Origin of the sequence: Azospirillum sp. HJ39, assembly GCF_041507355.1 — a bacterium.
In the GTDB taxonomy this organism is placed as follows: Bacteria; Pseudomonadota; Alphaproteobacteria; order Azospirillales; family Azospirillaceae; genus Azospirillum; species Azospirillum thiophilum.
In genome coordinates this window covers 670,023-688,684 of record NZ_CP167905.1, presented here as the reverse complement: position 1 = coordinate 688,684, position 18,662 = coordinate 670,023, and the positions used below count along the sequence as shown (strand labels likewise).

The window sequence follows — 18,662 nt, the reverse complement described above, 5'->3', positions numbered from 1 at the left end:
GGATTCCGGGCGGGATGCCGGGCGCAATCATTGCCCGAGCCCCGGTTCCATCGGAGGAATGCCCTCCTCGCGCAGGATCGCCGCGATCTGCGGACGCACCTTGGCAATCGCCGCATCGAGTTCGGAACGCAGCGCGGCATCGTCCTTGCGCACGGCCATCGACTGGTCGAACTGCTGCGGCACGAGCTTGCCGGCCGCGGTCATGCCGTTGCGGTCGATCATCGTCATCCGCAGCGGAATGCTGGACGCCTTCACGTAGCGCGCCACGTCCGGCGCGAAGGCGACCGCGACATCCGCCGCCCCCTTGGCCACTTCCGAGACGAGGACGTCTCCCGGAACCTGGGTGTACTGGTTGCGGCGGTCGGTGAAGTTGATGAGGGAATATTGATAGATCAGGTTGTCCTCGTAGAGGCCGGTCTGCTTGAGCATCTCCTCGGACGGCGAGTGGAACTGGTAGGCGATGCGCCGCACGCGCGAGAGGTCGTCGTCGGACCAGTTGCCGAGCTTCAGGTCGCTGTCGGCGCGGGTGATGAAGGCGTAGCCGGTGCGGTAGTAAGGGGTGGTGGTGAGCACCCGCGGATCGCCGTCGTCGATCCCGACGATGACGTCGCAGGCGCCCTTGTCGAGCATGTCGCGCACCAGGAAGATCGCCGGCTTGTCGGTCCAGACGAATTCCGCCTTGCGGTTCATGGCCCCGGCGACGGTGGCGGCGATGCGGTTCTCGAAGCCGCTTCCGTCGACCGCCGCGTAGGGCGCGGCACCCTTGGAGGCGCAGACCCGGAGCGCCGGAGGAGCCTCGGGGGCTGCCGCGAGGGCTGCCGACGACAGGGGAAGGGAAAGGGCGATGGCGGCAGCCGCAAGGGGCCGGCCCCAGGCAAGGGCATGCCGGTCCATGCGTGAGGTCGATCGGCCCGCAGCCGGTCGGGGAGGGCCTGGTTCATTGATGAGGACACGGGTCATCGTCGGATGCACTCCATCTCGGATGGCAATCGGGCTCGGATGGCAAATCGGCCTCGGGCGGCAAATCGGGCGGCGCTCGCGGGCGGCGTTCGACCGATCCCGCCGCCCGTATCGGCCGCCTGTATCAGCCGCCGTATTCGCCGACGCTGACGTTGTCGAAGGGGCTCTTGCCGTTCAGCGAGAAGACCATCACGCCGCCGCCCATCTGCGTGTAGTGCTGCAGGTTCTTGAAGGCACCCACAGCGCCGAGGCCGGCGGTCGGATCCTGGAGATCGAACACCAGCCCGACCCCGGGCCAGCCCCCGACCCCGTACATGATCGCCACATACTGGGTGCCGGCATGCTCATAGGTGATGGGATAGCCGATCACGCCCGAAGGCAGCTTGAATTTCCACAGCAGCTCGCCGGTGTCGCTGTGGCGGGCCTTGATGAAGCCGTCGAGGGTTCCGTAGAAGACGAGGTTGCCGGCGGTGGCGAGCGTCCCGCCCCAGACGGCGAAGCGCTCCATCTTCTCCCATTTGAATTCGCCGGTGATGGAGTTGTAGGCCTTGATCTGCCCGAGCCCCTCAAAACCCTGGCGGTCGCCCTTGGGGCCTGGATACATGTTCAACGTCGCGCCGACGAAGAACTGGCCGGCCCGGTAGGGCAGCATGAAGGGCTCCCAATCCATGCAGATGTGATTGATGCCCATGAAGAAGAGCTGCTTGTTCGGATCGTAGGAATCATGCCCCTGGTTATGGTAGCCCATCGCCGACGGACAGATGTCCCGGCCGGTATGGTCCATGCGGGTCGCATATTCGGGATTGCGCACCGGCACGCCGGTCTTCAGGTCGACATGGGTGAAGACGTTCACCGTGTCGTCGATCTTGTCCGCGGAGACCAGTTCGCCGTTCGTGCGGTCGAGGGTATAGACGATGCCGTTGCGGTCGGGATGCGTCAGCAGCTTGCGCGTCTTGCCCGCCTTGTCCTTCTGCTCGCTCAGCATCATCACGTTGACGCCGGCATAGTCCCATTCGTCGTGCGGCGTCTTCTGGTATCCGAACTTGGCCTTGCCGCTGCTGGCCTCGCGGGCGAAAATGGTCATGGTCCATTTGTTGTCGCCGGGCCGCATCGTCTCGTTCCAGGGCGCCGGATTGCCGGTTCCGTAATAGAGGAGATCGACGCCCGGATCGTAGGCGTACCATCCCCAGTTGGTTCCGCCGCCGATCTTCCAGGCATCGCCTTCCCATGTCTGGAGGCCGAGCCCCTTCTGGCCGTAATGGGGATTGCTGGCATTGAAATCGTCGCCGATCAGCATGGCCTCGTCGGAGCCGGTGGCGAAGGCGCGCCAGGCCATGGAGCCGGTCTTCACGTCGTAGGCCGTCACGTAGCCGCGGACGCCGAGTTCGGCACCCGAAGAGCCGATGATCACCAGATCCTTCACCACATAGGGGGCGATGGTCAGCGTCGAGCCGACCCGGATGTCGGAATTCTCGATCTTCCAGTATTCCTCGCCGGTGGTCGCGTTGAGGGCGACGACATGGCCGTCGAGCTGCGTCTTGAGGATCAGCGGCGGGACGCGGCCGTCGCCGGGCCAATAGGCGAGGCCGCGGTTGACGATGTCGCAGCAGGCGACGGAGCGGGCGACCGGATCCTGCTTGGGCTTGTGCTGCCACAGGATGCGGCTGGGATCCTTCAGATCGAGTGCGAAGGTGGTGTTCGGGAACGCCCCGTGGACGTACATCTTGCCATCCACGACCAGCGGCGCGCCTTCATGGCCGTTCAGCACGCCCGTCGAAAAGGACCAGGCGGCACGCAACTGCTTGACGTTGTCGGAATTGATCTGGCCAAGCTTGCTGAAATTGTCGGAATTATAGTTCTTTCCCGGCATGACCCAGTTCTGGTCACTTTCCGACAGCTGGACCAGCGTCTGATTCGCCAGAGCCGGTGCGATCGCGCCAAGCTGCCCTCCTGCGGTGATGGTCGCCGTGAGTGCCACAATGGGCAACGACGTCAGGAAGCGGTTCATCAACGTTCCCTCCGATATTTTTCTTCGACAGGGCGGTGGGCTCGCGAAGACCCGCCCGGTGTGGTGCGCAGCCATCGCCTTCGCGCCAGCCGCCGTTTCGGCCCCTGCGTTTGCGATGCGTCGGCAGCCCTGCCCAGTACCGGATTGTTTCACTGACCAACATTCCTGTCTTGAGGAAGACTGGCAAATCCAACCGGGAAGTTCTGGCAATAATGATCTCCTCTTTGCGGGAGCCATGGCGGGTGATTGCATCGGGCGACGGCGATGCCCATAGCTCCGGAAGACGGCGGCGGCCATCCTGCTGCCGACGACCGCAGGGAAAGGAGACGGGCGTGCCGTGCAACCTCCGTGACGCAAGGGTGCGATCCGGCGTGGTGCTGGCCGTGCTTCTGTCGGCAACCGTTGCCTGCGACGCTCAATCCGACGGGAACTCCGGTGCGGAGGGCAGCAAGGCGGTGGAGACCGGGGCGGAGAAGACGGGGGCGCCGGCTGAGGCACTGCCCATATCTTCGATGGCGAACAAGGGCTGGCTCGATGCGAAGGACCGCACACCGCCGGAACAATGGCTGGCCAGCCGGTCGGCGCATGCCGACCTGTCCTTGTCCGCCCCGTCCGTCGCGGCGTTCCACGCGCTCCTGGTCCGGGCCGACCATGCCTATGACGAGACGCCGCGCATGATCGCCAACCGTGTCGTGCAACTCCAGGAGATGCTGGCCGGACGCGGCATGGCGGAAGGCACAGACAGCCTCATCGAGGGGTTCCTGTCGCTCGGTGCCGGCGGGGCAGGAGGCGTTGCAGAGGGCGGGTCCAAGCGGCGGTTCGGCGAGGATTGCCAGCATTATTTCTACCTTCGCAGCGCCGGACTCGATCATCGCGACGCGCTGGCGGCACTCAGGGGGAAGGCGGCCAAGCCGCCCCGGTGAACCACCGTTCCACCATGCCGGCGGCGGTCGTTGCACTGCCACCCCATATACGATCATCAGCTATGCCGATAATTCGCCAAAAGAGCATTTGCGGCTTCCGCCGACGCTCGTCCACACTCGGGACGGCTTCACAGTTCGCGATCCCTGGAGTTCGGCCATGCCGGGACGGCTGCCCGGCCAGCGCGGCGCCCCCTGCCCTTGGGTCTTTCTGCACTGCAGCTGAACCGCCGGACAAGAGGGCGATTCGGGAATCCGACGGAGAGCGCCCCGTCATTGGGAAGGTTGGATGAGAATGGCTGATGTCGGCGTCAAGGATGGTTCCGGCGCGTCCTATCGCCCCTTGCGGACTGCTGGTGCTTCGGTGCCGCCCCGCAGGGAATCGGCCGTGGCCAGGCTGATCCGCCTGCTCTGGTTCCAACGCAGCATCCGTGGCCAGATTCTGTCGGCCTTCGTCCTTATCAATCTGCTCGCCTGCATCGCGGTGTCGCTGCTTATCGTCTACAACGCGCGGCGGGCGACGCTGGTCGAGATCGGCGCCTCGATGGAACTGGCCGAACGGCTGGTGCACACGGCTGTCGAGGACGTCGGGCGAACAATCCCGGGCCGCGCAAGGCTGCAGGATCTCCCGCTTCAAATGGGCGGCCAAAGGCATGTCCGCATCGTCACGACGACCGTTCAGGGGGAGCCTGTGTGGCATTCCCGGTCCGCGCCTGCCCAATCCGTGCCGCGGGAGAGCCGCGCCCCGGACTGGTTTGCCGCGCTGGTCGGCGTCGACGTTCCTAGCCGCGATGTGCCTGTCTTCTCGGACGGTCGGAAGATCGGGACGGTGACCATCGTCAGCGAAGCGTCCGACGAGATCACCGAGGTGTGGGACGACATGTCCGACCTGGCACTGGTCGCGCTGGTCGTCAACCTTCTCGTCATCGGGGTGCTGCACCTCGTGCTGGGGCAGGTGCTCAATCCCCTGCTTCGCGTCGCCGCCGGCTTTCGTGAACTGGAACAGGGGCATTTCCATTACCGCCTGCCGCTGCCGAGAATTCGGGAACTGGCGGACATCATCGGCCGCTTCAACGCGCTCGCCTCGTCGCTTGCCGGTGCGCAGGCGGACAATGTGCGTCTGAACCGGCGCCTGGTCGCGGTCCAGGACAACGAGCGCCGGCAACTCGCGATCGAGCTTCACGACGAGTTCGGTCCGTGCCTCTTCAGCCTGAAGGCGAATGTGGCATCGCTCGCGCGCTTCGCGGAGCAATTGCCCCCCGACATCGGCGGTGCGGTGCGTGACCGTGCCTGCACGTTGCGGGAGATCGGCGAACGGATCGAGACGACCAATCGCCGCCTGCTCAAGACCGTGCGCCCGATGGCGTTGGGTCATGTCCCCCTGTCGGACGCCATTGCGGGCCTCCTGTCCGAGTTCGAGCGGCTGGCGCCCGGATGTGCCTTCGAGTTCGCGACCGGCACGCTGGCCCACAGCTACGGCGACAGCATCGATCTCACCCTCTATCGCTGTGCGCAGGAGGGGCTGACCAACGCCGTCCGCCATGCCCGGGCGCAGTGGATCAGGGTCGAGGTGGAGGAATGCGGCGATCCGGCCGGGGGACCGCGCGGGATCCGGCTTTCCGTCCAGGATGACGGCCGGGGCATCGCGGAAGGAACGGCGACGGGCTTCGGATTGACCGGCATGAGGGAGCGCGTCACCGCGCTGGGCGGCTCATTTTCGATCTCCGGCTCTCCCGGCGGCGGAACCCGTCTTGCCGTCGCCGTTCCGCTGGATGAGGACGAGTGCATGCCAACCACATCGGCAAGCAGCCAGGGAGCGGGCTTATGACGCGGGTCTTGCTGATCGACGATCACCCGATGGTGCTGCAGGGCTGTCGATGCGTCCTGCAGGACGCCCATGTCCAGGATATCCATGAGGCCGGTGATGCGGTCGCCGGCTACCGTGCCTACCGCCGGTGCCGCCCCGACATGGTCGTCATCGATCTGGCGCTGCACGGGAACGGTCTCGGCGGTTTCGCGCTGATCCGCCGCATCCGGATCCACGACAGCCGGACCTCGATCCTCGTGTTCAGCATGCACGGTGACGCGGTCATCGTCAGCCGTGCGTTGGAGGCGGGGGCCAATGGATATCTGCTGAAGGACACCGCTCCCGAAGACTTCCTCGCCGCGTTCCAAGCGGTGCGCCGCGGCCAGCCTTACCTCAGCCATCAGCTTGCCATGCAGGTCGCCACGCTGGGCATGCGCAGCCGCGAGAACACGATCGGGACCGTCACGCCCCGTGAACTCCAGACGATGGCCCTGATTGCCGACGGGAAATCCTATGGGCAGATCGCCGATGAGCTGGGCGTGAGCTACAAGACCGTGGTCAACACATGCTCGCAGCTCAAGGTCAAGCTCGGTGCGCACAATTTGCCCGAGTTGATGCGGATGTCGATCGAGTTCCTTTCATCGTCGCCAAGCCAGCGGCCAGGGTCGCTTGTCCGCCATGTCGCCTAGGAAAATCGGCATGGGAACCGATGGAGAGGCCTCTGTCCGGACCGCATCCCGCCGCCCCGCTTGCCTCATGTTCCTCGATGCGACCGAGGTCGGCGGAGCTCTCAGCCGTAATGGGAGGTCCGTTGGTCCGGCGGCGGCGGTGCGGTCGACAACCGCAGGCGGACGTGCAGCCCGCCGAGCGTGCTGGGCTCCAGCCGGTCCACCGGCACTCCCATCCGCCGGCACAGCTCGGAGACGATCGAGAGGCCGAGGCCGACTCCATCGCCGCCGGAGCGTCCGAGCCGCTGGAACCGCTCGAATGCACGCTCGAATGCCTCCGCGGACAGGCCGGGGCCGTCATCCTCAACCATCAGGTCGGTCACGCCCTGCTCACCGCCGGCAACCGTGACGACGACCCGCCCCGGCGCGGCAGCGTATTTCACGGCATTCTCGACGAGGTTGCGCAGCACGATCGCCAACAGCTCCGGACGGGTCATGACGGCGGCGAACCGCGGCGAGTCCAGCGTGATCTCGACATTGCGCCGATTGGCCGCCGGCACCAGCCCGGCGACGACCGACTGCGCGAACTCGACCAGATCGACCCGGCTTCCCGGATCGCCCGTAAGATCGAGCGACTGCGAGCGGGTGACGTCGAGAAGCTGGGTGATCAGCCGGCTCGACCGGTTCGTGGCCTCCAGGATATTGGCGAACCGCGGCTGGATGCGCTCGGGCAGGTCGCCGTCGAGGGCTTCCACCTGGGCGCGGATCGCGGTCAGCGGGGTGCGCAACTCGTGGGCCGCGTTCGAGACGAAGTCGCGTTCGCGGTCCAGCACCAGCCGCAGCCGCGCCATCAGGCCGTTCAGGGCGTGGACAACCCCGCGCAATTCGCTCGGCGCCTCGGTTTCGTCCAGCAGGGCGAGGTTTTCCTCGCTGCGGTCGTGAACCTGCTCGGCGAATGCCCCCAGCGGCCGCAGGCCGGAGCGGATGCCGAAGGTCAGGGCGAGGGCGACCAATACCGTCGCGCACAGGACGTAGCCGGCGACCAGCCCGGCCACCTGGAGCGAGGACATCAGCGGTTCGTAGACATCGACGCCGATCACCACCCGCGTTCCGGTGAGCTCGTCCTCGAAGCCTTGGAGGAGTCGGCGTTTCGTGCCGAAGCGGGCCTTTCCCTCCATCGGCAGGGCAAGCAGATCCTGCGCCGGCAACGCCTCCGACGCGTAGAGCAGCCGCCCGTCCCGGCTGATCACCACCAGATAGTCGTCGAGATCGAAGTCGGGGGCGTGCTGCTGCCTGAAGACCGGGAACACCATCGGCGACGCCGATTGGGTCGAGGCGAAGGCCAGCATCAGCTGCGCCGTATGGGCGGTCCGGCTGTGGAAGGATTCCTTGTATTCCAGCCCGACGACGATCACGATCAGGACCGACGCCGGTACCCAGACCGCGGCGATGAGCCAGGCAAGCCGGTGTTGCAGGCACCTGCGGATCGACGGCATGCTATTCCCTCGGCAGCATATAGCCGACCCCGCGGATCGTCTGGATCAGGTCGGGGCCGAGTTTGCGGCGGATCTGCGAGACGAAGACCTCCAGCGTGTTGCTCTCGGCCTCCCCGCTCCAGCCATAGAGGTGCTCCTCCAGCGCATGCCGGGTGAGGACCCGGCCCTGGTTCTCGATGAACAGCCGCAGCAGTGCGAACGCCTTCGGCGTCAGCGCGATGTTCTCGCCGCCGCGCTGGACCGTGAAGGCCGCCGGGTCGATCCGCAGGTCCCGGTATTGCAAGACTTCCGACCGGCGGTCGCCGCGGCGGCGGGCGAGCGCGCGGCAACGGGCCATCAGCTCCTCCATCGCGAAGGGCTTGACCAGATAGTCGTCCGCGCCGAGATCGAGGCCGCGAACCCTGCTGTCCAGCTCGTAGCGCGCGCTCAGGATCAGGATCGGCAGGCCATGGCCGCCCTCCCGCTGCTCCCGCAGGATCTCGAGGCCATCCCGGTCGGGCAGGCCGAGGTCGAGGACCATCAGATCGAAGGCGTCCATCTCGGTGACCCCGTCGAGGCTGGCGCCGTCCTCGAGCCAGTCGACCGTCATGCCGGCCCTGGTCAGGCGGGCGCGTATGGCGTCGCCGATCAGCAGGTCGTCCTCGACGAGCAGAATGCGCATGCCTCACTCCCGGTTGCTCGGATGACAAGCTCACATGGAAAGCTGAAGGGAAGCTGAACGGGCGACGCCGCCCTGTTCAGGTTGGGTTCAGGTGGCGGTCGCAGGGTCCGCATCGAACCTGACCCAGCATAAAGGCACGATCATTATGATAAGCACCTTGTCCGGCCGCGGAATGCTGCCGGTAATGGCCTTCTGCCTGACTGTGGCCGCCCAGATGGCGGCAGGGAGCGCGGCGGCCCAGGGCCGGCCTCCTGCCGAGTGGTCGTTCATGCTCGGCGGCGGCGCGCTCTATGCGCCGGACTATGAGGGCTCCAACGATTACAAGGTGCTGCCCGTGCCGATCGTGGAGCTGTCCTGGCGGGACCGGGTCCGACTGACCACCAGGGGGGGACCGGCGATCTACGCATCCCCGTTCATGACGGACTCCCTGAAGGTGGAACTCGGGGTCCGCTACGATTTCGGGCGCGACCAGGACGACAACGATGCCCTCAAAGGGCTCGGCGACATCGAAGGCGGTGCGGTGGCGGTCGCCCGTCTCGGTTACGAGGTCGGCCCCGTCGACCTCGGCCTGGAGGTCGCCCGCGACCTGGGCGGCGATCGCGACGGCCTCATGGCCAGGGCCGAGGCAGAGTATGCGATCCGTCTGCTCGACGGGCGGGCCCGGTTCAGCGTGACCCCGCACGTCACCTGGGCCGACGACAACTACATGGGCAGCAGCTTCGGCATCACCGCGGCCCAGGCCGCGCGCTCCGCCCGCCGATACGCCAGATACGACGCCGAAGGCGGCTTCAAGGACGCGGGCATCGCCGTCGGCATCGGCTACACCATCACGGACTCGATCCATGCCATGGGCCGGATCGGCTACCAGCGGTTGCTCGGCGATGCCGCCGACAGCCCGCTGGTCAAGCGCGAGGGCAGCCCGGACCAGTTTTCCGGACTTCTCGGCTTAAGCTATCGCTGGTAGCGGACGGCCGGCGATGCCTCGGAAACTCCTTGTTCTCAGCGTCGCGATAGCGCTGGTCGCGAACTCCAGCGCCTTGGCGGAGGAGGCCGCAGGGCCGGCGCCGCAGGCGATACCGCCTTCGATCGTCGTCGCCGAGGCCGTGCGGCGGACGATCAGCGATCGTATCCTTGCGACCGGAACCATCGAGGCGGTCGAGGAGATCCATGTTTCGCCGCTGGTGGACGGTCTGTCGATCCGTACCCTGACCGCCGATCGCGGAGATCGGGTGGAAAGGGGCGGCACGCTGGCTTTGCTCGACGGTGACGCGCTGCGTCTCGAGCGAAGCCAGCTCGCGGCCACGCTCGCGAAGGCGGAAGCCGCGCTGGCGCAGTCGCAGGCGCAACAGGCCGAAGCCAGGGCGAACGCGGAGGAGGCCATGCGCGTCGCCGGTCGTGCCGAGCTGCTTTCGGCGAACAGGACGGTCTCCAAGGCCGAGGTCGAACGCCTCGGGGCTCTGGCCAACGCGGCACGCGCCCGCTTCGGTTCGGCCGGGCAGGCGGTGGGCATCGCCGCCGCGGAGATCGGGCTGGTCCGTGCGCGTCTCGACGATGTCGAGCTGCGTCTTGCCCATACCGCCGTCAAGGCTCCCGTCGGTGGCGTGATCTCTGCCAGGAATGCCAAGGTCGGCGGGATCGCCAGCGGCGCCAGTGACGCCCTGCCGCTTTACGCGATCATCCGCGACGGCGCCCTCGAGATGAAGGCCGATGTCGCCGAAGCCGATCTGGTCAAGCTCGCCGTCGGACGGCCCGCGACGGTCAGGCTTGCAGGCAGCCGCACGGCCGTTGCGGGAAAGGTCCGCCTGATCGCACCGACGGTCGATCCGCAGACCCGTCTCGGCACCGTCCGCATCGCCCTGGCCGATACGGACGCGGCCCGGCCCGGCATGTATGCGAGCGCGGTCATCGTCGCCGAGGAGAAGCAGGCGGTCATCCTGCCCCGGATGTCCGTCACCTCGGCGAACGGCGGTACCGTCGTCCGCAAGGTGGAAGAGGGCATCGTGCGTCTGGTGCCGGTGACGGTCGGCATCCAGGACGGGCCGTTCGTCGAGATCCTGTCCGGCCTCGGGGCCGGCGAGCAGGTGGTGGAAAAGGCCGGCGCCTTCTTGCGGGAGGGTGACCGGATCCGCCCGGTCAGGCCGGCGCAGCCCGCGACCAACCGAACGGACCCGTGACAATGAATGTTTCCGCCTGGTCCGTCCGCAATCCGGTCGCACCGATTCTGGCCTTCTTCGTGCTCGCCGTACTTGGCTGGCAATCGTTCGGAGGCCTGGCGATCACCCGATTTCCGGCCATCGACGTGCCGGTCGTCTCCATCGACGTCACCCAGAGCGGTGCAGCCCCGTCGGAGCTCGAGAGCCAGGTCGCCAAGCCGATCGAGGACGAGGTTGCCGGCATCCCCGGTATCGACCACATCCAATCCACGATCACCGACGGCAGGTCGATGACCGTCGTCACCTTCCACCTGGACGTGCCCACCGGTCAGGCTTTGCTGGACGTCAAGGATGCGGTGGAGCGGGTCCGCGGCGATCTTCCGGCCGCGACCGACACCCCGATCGTCTCGACGGTCGAGGTCGAGGGGCAGGCGATCCAGATTTTCGCCGTCTCCTCGCCCGGCATGACGCTCGAGGAACTTTCCTGGTTCGTCGAGGATACCGTGGCCCGCAGCCTCCGCGGGCTGCGCGGCGTCGGCCGCATCGCCCGCTACGGCGGTGCCGACCGCGAGGTCCGCATCGAACTCGACGAGGACCGGCTGAACTCCTTCGGCGTCACCGCCGCCGACATCGACGGCCAGCTGCGGCGCATGAACATGGATCGCGGGTCCGGCCGCGGGCAGGTCGGCGGCAGCGAACAGGCGATCCGCCTGCTGGGCGACACCCGTGACGTGGCGGGACTCGCCGCCACGATGATCGGGCTGCCGAACGGCCGCTTCGTCCGCCTGTCGGACCTCGGCCGGGTGGTCGATGCCTACGAGGAGCCGCAGTCCTTCTCCCGCTTCAACGGGCATCCGGTCGTCACCGCCGCGGTGTTCCGCGCCAAGGGAGCCAGCGACGTGAGCGTCGCCGAGGCGGTCGCCGGAATGCTCGGCGACATCCGCTCGAGGCACCCGGACGTCATCATCGAGATGGTCGACGACACGGTTTCCATCACCCGCGGCACCTATGAGGCCACGCTCGGAACGCTGGTCGAGGGCGCGTTCCTCGCAATCCTCGTCGTGATGGTCTTCCTGCGCAACTGGCGATGCACCCTGATTGCGGCGGTCGCCTTGCCGCTCTCCGTCGTTCCGACCTTCTGGATCATGGATCTCCTCGGCTTTTCGCTGAATCTCGTCAGCCTCCTGGCACTGACCCTTGCGACCGGGATCCTGGTCGATGACGGGATCGTCGAGATCGAGAACATCGAGCGGCACATTCGGATGGGCAAGTCGCCCTATCGTGCCGCAATCGACGCCACGGGCGAGATCGGCCTTGCGGTGATCGCCACCACCTTGACGATCGTCGCGGTCTTCCTGCCCGTCTCCTTCATGCCCGGCATCGCCGGACAGTATTTCATCCAGTTCGGCCTGACGGTCGCCGTGTCGGTCCTCTTCTCGCTGCTGGTCGCCCGTCTGGTCACGCCGGTCATGGCCGCCTATCTGATGCGTCCGTCCAATGCCGGCGACCTCCGCTCCGGCCGTGACCATGACCTTGCGCATGGCCGGGTCGGCGACGGCCGCATCGTGACGGCCTATGCGGCGTTGATCGGCGTGACGACCCGCTGGCGCTACACCACCCTGCTGGCCGCCATGGGGTGCCTGGGCGTTTCCCTCTATTTCATGGCCCAGCTTCCGGACAGTTTCATTCCGCCGGAAGACGATGCGCGGATCAGCCTGTCGGTCGAACTGCCGCCGGGTGCGATGATCGAGGATACGGAACGCATGGCGACGCTCATCCACGAGCGGATCAGGGGTGTCGACCACGTCGAGAGCATTTTCGTGCTCGGTGGCGCCTTCCCGGGCGGCGCTTCCGAGCCGTGGCGCGCCGCGGTCACCGTGCTTCTCGGAAAGCGTGACACCTCCGTCGTCAACAGGCTTGTCGACGAGGTGACCGGCTGGGCTCCGCCGATCGGCCGCCATCTGCCGAAGCTGCCGTCGGCCGGCCGCACCAAGCCGCAGGTGCAGATCGAGACGGAGATCCTCGGGCGGCTGCGGTCGATCCCCGATGTCCGCATCGTCAAGGTGAATGACGAGGGGCAACGCGAGCTGTCCTTCAACCTGCTGTCAGCCAACGCGGCGGACCTGGACAAGGCCGTCGCCAGTCTGGAGGCGAAGCTGCGCGGCGATCCGCTGTTGGCCAATGTCGGCACCGACGGATCGCTTCCCCGGCCGGAATTGCAGATCGCGCCGCATAGCGACCGTATGGCCAGACTTGGGGTCACGTCGGAGCAGATTTCCGAGATCGTCCGTATCGCCACCATCGGCGATGCCGCCGCGCAACTGACGAAGATCGCGCTCGACGGCCGGCTGGTCCCGATCCGCGTCCAGCTCGACCGCGACGTCCGCTCCGATATCGCCGCGATCCGCAATCTGAGGGTCCGGACCGCATCCGGGGCGGTTGTCCCGCTGTCGGTGGTTGCGGACGTCGGGTTCTCGGAAGGGCCAAGTTCGATCAGGCGCCATGACCGCAACCGCGTCGTGGCGCTCGGAGCGGATCTGCCGGCAGGTGTCGCGCTCGGCCCGGCGGCCGACCGCTTCCGGGCCATCGTGACAGGGGCGGGGCTTCCCGCGACGGTCAGGCTCCTTGAAAGCGGCGATGTCGAGGTGCAGGGGGAAGCGCAGCGGAGCTTCGGCGATGCCATGCTCCTTGGCCTTTTGCTGGTGCTGGCCGTCCTGGTCCTGCTGTTCAAGGATGTGATCCAGCCCTTCACCATCCTGCTCTCGCTGCCGCTCGCCCTTGGCGGCGTTGCCGCCGGCCTGCTCCTGACCCGGAATGCCCTGTCGATGCCGGTGCTGATCGGCATCCTCATGCTGATGGGGATCGTCGCGAAGAACGCGATCCTGCTCGTCGACTTCGCCATCGGGACAATGCGCCGCGGCAAGGAACGCAGGGCCGCGATGGTGGAGGCCGGACGCACGCGGGCCCGTCCGATCGTCATGACATCGATCGCCATGTCGGCGGGCATGCTGCCCACCGCCCTCGGCGTCGGCGAGGGCGGGTCATTCCGCGCACCGATGGCGATCGCCGTTATCGGCGGCATCATCGCCTCGACGCTGCTCAGTCTCGTCGTCGTTCCCTCCGTCTTCCTGATCATGGACGACCTCTCGCGGCTGCTCGCGCGCGCCGCCGGCCGCTGGGTCGGTAGGAAGGACGGGGAAGATTTGCCGGCCGCCCGCGAGGCTTCCGCCAAGCTTGTGGCCGAGCAGGGCAGAGCGGTCGAAAGCCTGGAGGAACGCGTCAGGGCGCTTGAGGAGGAAGGGCTCGCCGCATCGGGTCACGGAGCGCCTCGGTCTCCGAACCGCTCGCGACTTGCCGGAGGCCATCCGGCTTGAGCGGGGCGCCCGGCCTCCGTCGACATGGGAAAGTGCCTCGGCCGTCCATCGGCTCGCAAGGGAGACGCCCCCCTGCGAGCGGACGAACGGCGAAATGGCGTGCCGGGATACGGGAAGGGGATCACGCCTCGGCGGCGTTGGCCTGCGTTCCGCCGCGCGCCGCCGCCTTGTCGCCCGGCACCGGATGCGGCGACGAATTGGGCGAATACAGTAGCCGGCGAATGCGCCGGCGAAGATGACGATGCTGAAGACGCTCATATATTTTATGCTGAGGCCGCGGACATTCACCAGATAGGTCGGGATCCAGGCGCTGACGCCCCAGAAGCTGCCCATCTGGCAAGCGGCGGCGATGGCGGCGTCGACGACACCTTCGCCGTGGCGGATCCGGTGGTGGAGGAAACCTACGAGTTCGGGCGCCACACCGGCGTCACCATGGAACCCCGCTCTTCATGAGGCACGATGCCGGAACAATCGCTCGACCGTGACGCCCGTGCGACGCGGTAAGGCGATTGTCCTGGACGAGGACACCGATGGATCGAGCCGATGAATGGACGGGCTCATCGAAGCTCCATCGGTCGGCACCGTCCTTCATCAACGGCTTTTTGATGGGTCACTTTCAAAGGCGGTTGATGAAAGCCGCAGTCGGAATCTCCGCCATATAAAAGCAATTTTAAGCAAATTTTATTAATGCCTCTAATTGAATACTGTCTCAAGTAGATATTCAAATGAGAAGAACAATTTCTCTTGATTGCCATTCTGTATATTTGTTATCCAGGTAGTGAATGATCTCAATCGCACATCAATAACAAGAATCCTGACCGTTTTTCGGTAAATAAGAGCGCAATGAAATTGCAACCCTCACAAGGGGTCGATTGGAAGCACTGCATCCATGGAGCCGGCATGACGCTGGTATTTGATCCAGGAAAATGAGGCATGCCGCGTTTGGTCGAAGACAGCGTGACTCCGGATACCGGGCTGTCATGCCTTACCTTCATGTTGCGTTTCATGGGCCATGGGGCCGATCCGGAACAGCTCCGTCATGATCAGGCGGTTCGCGGCCGGGCGATGGGCACGCTGGAGATTCTGCGCGCGGCAAAGCGCTTGGGCCTGAAGGCCCGATCGGTCACCACCCGCTGGGACCGTTTGGCCGCCATTCCGCTGCCGGCGATTGCCAAGCGGCGCGACGGGCGTTACTTCATCATCGCCAAAATCGACGGCGACCGGGTGCTGATCCAGGATCCGCTGGAGCCGCGGCCGCTGATGCTGCCGCGTGCGGTTGTCGAACCGGCCTGGTCGGGAGAGCTGGTGCTGATGGCCCGGCGTGCCGGACTGGATCTGGCGCAGGTGCGCTTCGGCATCGGCTGGTTTGTCCCGGCCCTGATGAAATACCGCCGCCTGTTTACGGAAATCCTGCTCGCCTCCTTCATGCTGCAGGTGTTCGGCCTGATCAGTCCGCTGTTCTTCCAGGTCGTGGTGGACAAGGTGCTGGCCCACCGCAGCCTGACCACGCTGGACATCCTGGTCATCGGCCTCGTCGTCGTCTCGCTGTTCGAGACGGTGCTGGGCGGATTGCGCAGCTATCTGTTCTCGCACACCACCAGCCGGGTCGACGTCACGCTGGGCGCGCGGCTGTTCGAGCATCTGCTGGCGCTGCCGCTGCCCTATTTCCAGGCGCGTCGGGTGGGCGACAATGTGGCGCGGGTGCGGGAACTGGACCGTATCCGCGACTTCCTGACCGGATCGGCACTGACCTTGGTCATCGATCTGGTCTTCACCGTCGTCTTCCTCGCGGTGATGTGGTGGTACAGCCCGGCGCTGACCGGCATCGTTCTGGCGTCGCTGCCGGCCTATGCGGCGATCAGTCTGGTCGTCACGCCGATCCTGCGCCGTCGGCTGGAAGCAAAATTCGCCCTTGGGGCGGAGAACCAGGCGTTTCTGGTCGAAAGCATCTCCGGCATCGAAACGCTGAAGGCGATGGCAGTGGAGCCCGAGATGCGCCGCCATTGGGAGGAGCGGCTGGCGGCCTTCGTCGGCGCCGCCTTCCGTGCCTCGAGCCTGGGGGTGGTCGCCGGGCAGGCCGTCCAGCTCGTCAGCAAACTGACGATGGCGGCCCTGCTGTATGTCGGCGCACAGGAGGTGATCGACGGCGTGCTGACCATCGGCGCGCTGGTGGCGGTGAACATGCTGGCGGGCAGGGTTTCATCGCCGGTGCTGCGGATGGCCCAGCTGTGGAACGACTTCCAGCAGGCGCGGGTGTCCGTCGAACGGCTGGCCGACATCCTCAACACCACGCCGGAGCCGGCGGCCAAGCCCGGCCGCCTGCCGCTTCCAGCAATCCGCGGCCGTATCCGCTTCGACCGGGTTGGCTTCCGCTACCGTCCCGACGCCTCGCCGACCCTGCAGGCCATCGACCTGACCGTGGAGGCCGGGGAGACGATCGGCATCGTCGGTTCGTCGGGGTCGGGAAAGAGCACGCTGACCAAGCTGGTGCAGCGGCTCTATGTCCCCGAATCCGGCCGGGTTCTGATCGACGATGTCGACCTGTCGCTGGTGGATGTCGCGTGGCTGCGGCGCCAGATCGGCGTCGTGTTGCAGGAGAACGTGCTGTTCAACCGCTCGATCCGCGACAACATCGCCCTGGCCGACCCCGGGATGCCGATGGAGCGGATCGTCGAGGCGGCGCGGCTGGCCGGGGCGGACCGCTTCATCCTGGGGCTGCCGGAGGGTTACGATACGGTGATCGGCGAGCGCGGCGCCAGTTTGTCGGGCGGACAGCGCCAGCGTATCGCCATCGCCCGGGCACTCGTCACCGATCCCCGCATCCTGATCTTCGACGAGGCGACGAGCGCGCTCGACGTCGAGAGCGAGGCGGCGATCCAGGCCAACATGCGCCTGATCTGCGACAACCGCACGGTGCTGATCGTCGCCCACCGGCTGTCCACCGTGCGCGGCTGCGACCGCATCGTCGCGGTGGAGGAGGGGCGGATCGCCGAGCAGGGCACCCATGACGAGTTGATCCGGCTCGGCGGGCGCTATGCGGCGCTGTGGCGGATGCAGGCGGGCCGCGGGCAGACGGAGGCCGATCATGGCATCGCCTGAGACGGCCGGCGGAGCGGTGGCGGCGCTTGGCGACCCGCCTGCTGCACCCGGGGCCCCGCCGCCGGAACCGCCGCGGCTCCGTCCGCGCCGCGGGCATGAGCTGGAATTCCTGCCGGCGGCGCTGGAGGCGATGGAAACGCCGCCATCCCCGCTGGCACGGGCGGTGTCGCTGCTGATCGTGGCCTTCGCGGTGATTGCCGTCGCCTGGGCCTGGATCGGCCACATCGACATCACCGCCGTCACCCGCGGGCGCATCATTTCCGCCGACCGCAACAAGCTGGTGCAGACGCTGGAGCCGGGCATCGTCCGGGCAATCCGCGTCGCGGACGGGCAGCGGGTGGAACAGGGAACGGTCTTGCTGGAACTGGACCCCACCGACAGCGCCGCCGACGCGGGTCGCGCCGAATGGGAGCTGGCGGTGGCAGAAACCGAGGCGGCCCGATTGCGGGCGGCGCTCGCCGGGCGGCGGAGCTTCGATCCGGCACCCGGCGCCGATGCCGCCCTGGTCGCACTTCAACGCTCCATCCTTGCCAACCAATTGGCCGCGCGTGACGCGGCGCTCGACGCGATCGGCAGCCAGGAGCGCCAGCGCCGTGCGGAAATGGCGGCGCTGGCTGCCGAGAAGGCCCGGCTGCACGCGACCCTGCCGCTGATCCGCGAACAGGTGCTGGCGAAAAGAAACCTGTCCCAGCGCGGCTATAGCCCGCGTTTCGACCTGCTGGAGCTGGAGAAGGAACTTGCCGAGGTCGAGTACGGCGAAATCGCCGCGACCAACCGCGAGGCCGAGGCGGCGGCGGCCCTTAAGGGGTTGGCCGACGAGCGGCGGCGGGTAACTGCCGAGTTCGACGGCAGGGCGATGGCCGACCTCGCCGACGCCGAGAAACGGGCCGCCGCCCTGCGCCAGGAACTGACCAAGGCCGAGCGGCGGCGGGAACGCCAACTCCTGACCGCGCCGGTGGGCGGGGTGATCCAGCAACTTGCCGTTCATACGGTGGGCGGCGTCGTCACCGCGGCGGAACCGCTGATGGTGATTGTGCCGGCCAACCGGACCCTGGTGGCGGAGGTGCAGATCGATAACAAGGACATCGGCTTCCTCCATCCTGGCATGCCGGTGGAAATCAAGATCGACGCCTTTCCCTTCACCCGCTATGGGCTGCTGCCGGGTAGCGTCGCCGCGGTGTCGCATGACGCCATCCTGCCGCCCGACGGGGCCGCCGCGCGCACCGGCGCCGGCGACGCGGCCACCACCGCTGCGGCGGACCGGGACGGGCCGAAATTCTCGGCCCGCATCGCCCTGGACCGCACCACCATCCGCGGCGAGACCGGCGAGGACATCGCGCTCGCTCCCGGCATGGCGGTGACGGCGGAGGTGAAGACCGGCCGCCGCCGCATCCTCGATTACCTGCTTTCCCCCGTGCTCGCCCATGTCCACGAGGCGATGCGCGAGCGCTGATCCCCAAGCCTTCCCATCCCGACCCCAGATCCTCAAACCCACAGCCGCTTGGCCTGGATGCAA

General features: G+C 66.8%; 12 protein-coding genes. 8 read left to right on the top strand and 4 right to left on the bottom strand.

Annotated elements, in window-relative coordinates:
• Nucleotides 1–27 precede the first annotated feature (27 nt).
• A complete protein-coding gene (moxJ, locus tag ABMY26_RS03660) occupies nucleotides 28–894 on the bottom strand; it encodes a methanol oxidation system protein MoxJ (RefSeq protein ID WP_372394052.1) in 867 nt (288 codons plus the stop codon).
• Between the two features lie 190 nt (nucleotides 895–1,084).
• Nucleotides 1,085–2,968, bottom strand: coding sequence for a methanol/ethanol family PQQ-dependent dehydrogenase (locus ABMY26_RS03655; RefSeq protein WP_372394051.1), 1,884 nt, complete (start codon nucleotides 2,966–2,968; stop codon nucleotides 1,085–1,087).
• A 332-nt stretch (nucleotides 2,969–3,300) separates the two neighbouring features.
• Between ABMY26_RS03655 and ABMY26_RS03650 the strand changes: the two genes are divergently transcribed.
• The 3 genes from ABMY26_RS03650 (at nucleotide 3,301) to ABMY26_RS03640 (ending at nucleotide 6,384) form a co-directional block, all read left to right on the top strand.
• Entirely contained in the window at nucleotides 3,301–3,891 is a 591-nt protein-coding gene (locus ABMY26_RS03650) for a hypothetical protein (protein ID WP_372394049.1), read from the top strand.
• A 292-nt stretch (nucleotides 3,892–4,183) separates the two neighbouring features.
• A complete protein-coding gene (locus ABMY26_RS03645) occupies nucleotides 4,184–5,716 on the top strand; it encodes an ATP-binding protein (RefSeq protein ID WP_372394047.1) in 1,533 nt (510 codons plus the stop codon).
• Nucleotides 5,717–5,724: 8 nt separating this feature from the next.
• Nucleotides 5,725–6,384: a response regulator gene (locus ABMY26_RS03640; protein ID WP_372394045.1), complete on the top strand. Its 660-nt coding sequence runs from the start codon at nucleotides 5,725–5,727 to the stop codon at nucleotides 6,382–6,384.
• 101 nt (nucleotides 6,385–6,485) lie between these two features.
• On the opposite strand, the gene ABMY26_RS03635 is transcribed toward ABMY26_RS03640, so the two are convergent.
• Together ABMY26_RS03635 and ABMY26_RS03630 are read right to left on the bottom strand one after the other, a co-directional pair.
• The gene (locus ABMY26_RS03635) at nucleotides 6,486–7,859 is read right to left on the bottom strand and encodes a sensor histidine kinase (RefSeq protein WP_372394043.1); all 1,374 of its coding nucleotides are present in this window, start codon (nucleotides 7,857–7,859) and stop codon (nucleotides 6,486–6,488) included.
• Between the two features lies 1 nt (nucleotide 7,860).
• A complete protein-coding gene (locus ABMY26_RS03630; protein WP_372394041.1) occupies nucleotides 7,861–8,520 on the bottom strand; it encodes a response regulator in 660 nt (219 codons plus the stop codon).
• Nucleotides 8,521–8,665: 145 nt separating this feature from the next.
• Here ABMY26_RS03630 and ABMY26_RS03625 point away from each other — a divergent pair, with 145 nt between their 5' ends.
• The 5 genes from ABMY26_RS03625 (at nucleotide 8,666) to ABMY26_RS03605 (ending at nucleotide 18,599) form a co-directional block, all read left to right on the top strand.
• Nucleotides 8,666–9,484 (top strand): MipA/OmpV family protein, encoded by an 819-nt coding sequence (locus ABMY26_RS03625; RefSeq protein ID WP_372394039.1) that lies wholly within the window; start codon nucleotides 8,666–8,668, stop codon nucleotides 9,482–9,484.
• A gap of 13 nt (nucleotides 9,485–9,497) precedes the next feature.
• Nucleotides 9,498–10,694 (top strand): efflux RND transporter periplasmic adaptor subunit, encoded by a 1,197-nt coding sequence (locus tag ABMY26_RS03620; RefSeq protein WP_372394037.1) that lies wholly within the window; start codon nucleotides 9,498–9,500, stop codon nucleotides 10,692–10,694.
• Between the two features lie 2 nt (nucleotides 10,695–10,696).
• Nucleotides 10,697–14,047: an efflux RND transporter permease subunit gene (locus tag ABMY26_RS03615; protein WP_372394035.1), complete on the top strand. Its 3,351-nt coding sequence runs from the start codon at nucleotides 10,697–10,699 to the stop codon at nucleotides 14,045–14,047.
• Nucleotides 14,048–14,980: 933 nt separating this feature from the next.
• A complete protein-coding gene (locus ABMY26_RS03610; protein WP_372394033.1) occupies nucleotides 14,981–17,146 on the top strand; it encodes a type I secretion system permease/ATPase in 2,166 nt (721 codons plus the stop codon).
• The gene (locus tag ABMY26_RS03605) at nucleotides 17,133–18,599 is read left to right on the top strand and encodes an HlyD family type I secretion periplasmic adaptor subunit (protein ID WP_372394031.1); all 1,467 of its coding nucleotides are present in this window, start codon (nucleotides 17,133–17,135) and stop codon (nucleotides 18,597–18,599) included. Before ABMY26_RS03610 ends, ABMY26_RS03605 begins: the two co-directional genes overlap by 14 nt.
• The last annotated feature ends 63 nt before the right edge of the window (nucleotides 18,600–18,662 follow it).

What these genes read in the sequence shown, in the direction of transcription:
- moxJ (WP_372394052.1), bottom strand. Translation starts at nt 894, where the DNA reads ATGGACCGGCATGCCCTTGCCTGGGGCCGGCCCCTTGCGGCTGCCGCC.
- ABMY26_RS03655 (WP_372394051.1), bottom strand. Translation starts at nt 2,968, where the DNA reads ATGAACCGCTTCCTGACGTCGTTGCCCATTGTGGCACTCACGGCGACC.
- ABMY26_RS03645 (WP_372394047.1), top strand. Translation starts at nt 4,184, where the DNA reads ATGGCTGATGTCGGCGTCAAGGATGGTTCCGGCGCGTCCTATCGCCCC.
- ABMY26_RS03635 (WP_372394043.1), bottom strand. Translation starts at nt 7,859, where the DNA reads ATGCCGTCGATCCGCAGGTGCCTGCAACACCGGCTTGCCTGGCTCATC.
- ABMY26_RS03630 (WP_372394041.1), bottom strand. Translation starts at nt 8,520, where the DNA reads ATGCGCATTCTGCTCGTCGAGGACGACCTGCTGATCGGCGACGCCATA.
- ABMY26_RS03625 (WP_372394039.1), top strand. Translation starts at nt 8,666, where the DNA reads ATGATAAGCACCTTGTCCGGCCGCGGAATGCTGCCGGTAATGGCCTTC.
- ABMY26_RS03620 (WP_372394037.1), top strand. Translation starts at nt 9,498, where the DNA reads ATGCCTCGGAAACTCCTTGTTCTCAGCGTCGCGATAGCGCTGGTCGCG.
- ABMY26_RS03615 (WP_372394035.1), top strand. Translation starts at nt 10,697, where the DNA reads ATGAATGTTTCCGCCTGGTCCGTCCGCAATCCGGTCGCACCGATTCTG.
- ABMY26_RS03610 (WP_372394033.1), top strand. Translation starts at nt 14,981, where the DNA reads ATGCCGCGTTTGGTCGAAGACAGCGTGACTCCGGATACCGGGCTGTCA.
- ABMY26_RS03605 (WP_372394031.1), top strand. Translation starts at nt 17,133, where the DNA reads ATGGCATCGCCTGAGACGGCCGGCGGAGCGGTGGCGGCGCTTGGCGAC.